2 protein-coding genes are annotated in these 3323 nt (G+C 68.4%); one reads left to right on the top strand and one right to left on the bottom strand.

Annotated elements, in window-relative coordinates; all coding sequences use genetic code 11:
• The first annotated feature begins 150 nt into the window (after positions 1 to 150).
• Positions 151 to 2112, top strand: a complete 1962-nt coding sequence (gene tnpA, locus HY703_11195; GenBank protein MBI4545752.1) for an IS200/IS605 family transposase — start codon at positions 151 to 153, stop codon at positions 2110 to 2112.
• Here the strand turns inward: tnpA and HY703_11190 are convergent.
• Positions 2087 to 3323: PKD domain-containing protein (locus HY703_11190; GenBank protein MBI4545751.1), on the bottom strand; the 1237-nt coding region annotated here is incomplete at its 5' end. The two genes, tnpA and HY703_11190, sit on opposite strands and share 26 nt — an antisense overlap.

Here is a 3323-nt window from a genome sequence, read left to right as displayed (position 1 = left end):
GTGAACGCCCCAGCGGGGCGTCGGGCTGTCGCCACGGGTGGAGCGACGCTACTCTGAGCGTCGCGGAACCCGTGGAAGACGGTCCCCCCTGATTTTTTCTTCTTGCCCCGGAGGGGCAAAGGAAGCGCACTGTCAACAGAAAGGCCCGACATGCCCGGCACCTACTCCCAGATTCTCCTGCACATTGTCTTCAGCACCAAGCACCGCGAGCCATGGATCACGCTCGACCTCGCAGAACGCCTCTATCCCTACATCGGCGGCATTGTCCGAGCCGAGAAAGGCGTGCCCTACGACATCGGTGGCGTCGAGGACCACATTCATATGTATCTCCGGTGGTGGCCAGGCGCGACCATCTCGGACCTGATGCGCACCGTGAAGACACGTTCGTCGAAATGGGTCCATAACACCTTTCCGGCGCTTGGCCCCTTCGCGTGGCAGGAGGGCTACAGCGTTTTCACGGTCAGCAAGTCGCAAGAAGAGGCCGTCAAGGAGTATATCACGGGCCAAGCCGAGCAGGGTGTACATGCCTTTTCAGGCGGACAGGGCGTAGGGTTTCGGGGCTTGGGCGGCGGGGACGCGGCATTCCTGGCGGCGGAGTTCCCAGTAGGCATCCCAGGACAAGCGCGACAGGTACAGCGCGCGCAGGTTGGCCAAGAGCGGCAGGCGTCGTTCGCTCCAGGCCATGCCCGCGCCCTTCATGCGCTGCGTCACCACCTGTTTGCACGCGCTCTCGACCGCCCCCGAGCCGATCGGCCAGCCCTGCGCGCGGTAGCTCGGATAGTCGGTGTACGGCAACTGCCCGTCGAGGTACTGCAGCAAGGCCGTGGTGGCGGCCTCAAGCGCGGCCCGCCGGTCAGGAGGCAGCGCCGGTGCCGCATCGGCGCCCCCGGTCGCCGTGATCGCGGCGTGGTGCTCGACCAGCGCCGTCCGCAGCGCGACGCCGCCCTCGTGCCGCGCCACGTCCTTGAGCCGCTCGCGCAGCGCCGCGGCCGCCAAGGCGTTCTCCGGGTGCACGGCCCGCGTCCACTCGGCGACGTGCTCGAACAGGTGGTAGAAGTCCAGCACCTGCGCGACGCCGGGCAGGTACTGCTGGGCGTCGTGGGCCATCCAGCGCGCGCCGTCGCGCACGAACACGCTGTGCCCGACGCGCTGGTCCAGGCCCAAGCCCATGCGACGGTTCACCAACCGGCTGGTGGTCTCCATCACCTGATCGTGCGCGCCCACCATCGCGTGCAGCGTGGTCTGCTCGCCGGCCCCGTCTTCCAGGCGCAGCACGCGCACTTCGCGGTACTCGCGACCGCCGGGTACCCGCACCGGCGCGCTCACGCCGTCGAGTTGCAGCACGCCCAGCGCCGAGGGCTTGCCCTGCCGGTCGGTCAAGGGCGGCGCCACGCTCGGCGCGCGGTCTTGCCGGCCTTGCAGGTCGCGGCCCACGGTCTCGCACACCGTGCCGATGGTCGTGGCCGAGGCCTCGATGCGGTAGGCATCCGCGAGGTGCCGGGAGGCGCGCTCGTAGGCCCCTTGCGCCGCTGCGGCCACGATGCGCGCCTGCGCGCCGGGGCTGAAGGTGTCCGGCGCGATGCCCAGGCCGCGCTCAGCCGGGCACCAACTCTCGCCACACCAGCGGCAGCGAACGTAGACGCGCTGGAGTTCGACCAGCCCCATCAGCGTGCGAAAGGTCTTCGCCTGGCGGCCCTGGTTCTGGACCTTGCGGTCACAGCGAGGACAGCGTTCCGCGGCGGGCGGATGCTCTGCTTCCCACTGGTCGACGCGCTGCTGGGCCAACTGGGCGTACACGGTTTCGCCCAAGCGCAGCCAGTCGTGGCGGAAACCCTCTTCACTGGCGGCGAACAGACCGGCATCGCCGGTGTCCAAGGCGGCGGACAAACGATCGAGAACGGCCTGCTTCAACAACGGCACCAGGTCGCGCCAGAACGGATCCCGAGAGAGCGGAAGTTCAGGAATGTTGGACATCGGAAACTCCGGGGAAAGAGGAAGCACTTCACCCCTAACCTACCGTTTCTGACATCCCGTTTACATGAAAGAGCGCATGCACCCGGCGAAGGCCTGCCCGCCGGGTTTCTTTTCACTTTTCGCGCAGCTTGCGCATGAAGACTTCGGCTTCGCCGCGTTTGTCGGATTCCGGATAGTCCTTGATCAGCCTTTCCATGCGTTCCAGCGCGCCGGCGTCGTCGTCTTGCCCGTATTTCGCCACCGCCGCCAGGTACAGACACTCCGCCGCGTAGGTGTCGCCGGGGCAGCAGGCGACAAAGGCGTCGCCGGCCTGCGCGGCGCCGCGATAGTGCTTTTGTGCAAGCTGCACGCGCTGCCAGAGCGTGGTGTAGTAGCCGTCGAGACGCGCTTGTGGGAAGCGCTCGGCCCAGTCGGCCAACTCCTGCCGGGCCTGGCGGTACTCGCGCCGCAAGAGGAAGTTCTGCACGCGCGGCGGATAGGCGTGGCGCAGCAGTTCGTCTTGCTGCATCGAGCGCCCGATCAGAGACTCGGCGGCCCGGCGATAGGCCTTCAGGGCGGCGTCGCGCTTGCCCTGGATGCGCGCGATGTCGCCCTCCAGCAGCGCCAGCCGTCGCGCCTGCGCGGCGTCCCAAGGGTTGGCGCGCTTTTTCGCCTCGGCCAGCGCCGATTGCGCCGCCGCCGCGTCGTTCTGCGCCACCGCGACCGCGCCCAAGCCGAACCAGGCTTCGCGCTGGTCCTCGACGGCGGCGCTTGCGCTCAGTTGGCGGTACCAGGACTTGGCGGCGTCGAAGTTTTCGGTCTCGACGAGACAGATCTCGCCCAGCCGCGCCAGACTGCGGCCCCTGGCCCGCGCGTCGCCCTGGTCGCCGAGCGCGGCGTAGGCTTCGCACAGGCGCTGCTCGACGGCGCCGGCGTCCTCCACCTGGTTGATCAGCGTGAACACGCGCTCCAGGTCGCGAGCGCCGAGTTTCGCGAAGTCGTAACGCTCGACCACTTCCAGGTAACGTTGAGCGCGGCCGGACTCGTGGCCCTGGTGAAACAGGATATCCGCATCGAGCACGCGGGTGATGCGGCCCGAACTTCCGGTCGCGGCGTCAGTCTGGGTGAGGGTCACGCGGAACACGCCGCCGCGCAGATAGACGTGGCGCGGGTTTGTTTCCGCGGCGCTGATGCCGTCGCCGAAGTCCCAGCGCCGTTCGGTGGCGCGCGGCAGGCCCGGCCCGGTGCGGTCGAAGAACTCGACCTCGGTGAACACCAGGCCGTCGCCCAGGTCGAGCTGCGAGCGCCTGCGGAACGTGAACAAGGGCGCGATCAGGCCCTCGCGGGTTTCGACGCGGCCGGTTTTCAGG

The sequence above is a fragment of the Gemmatimonadota bacterium genome (genome assembly GCA_016209965.1).
GTDB lineage: Bacteria > Gemmatimonadota > Gemmatimonadetes > Longimicrobiales > RSA9 > JACQVE01.
Note: the sequence above shows the minus strand (reverse complement) of the source record. Positions and strands in the feature narration are given on the sequence as shown.

Coding starts and splice junctions, on each gene's coding strand:
- tnpA (MBI4545752.1), top strand. CDS start 151: ATGCCCGGCACCTACTCCCAGATTCTCCTGCACATTGTCTTCAGCACC.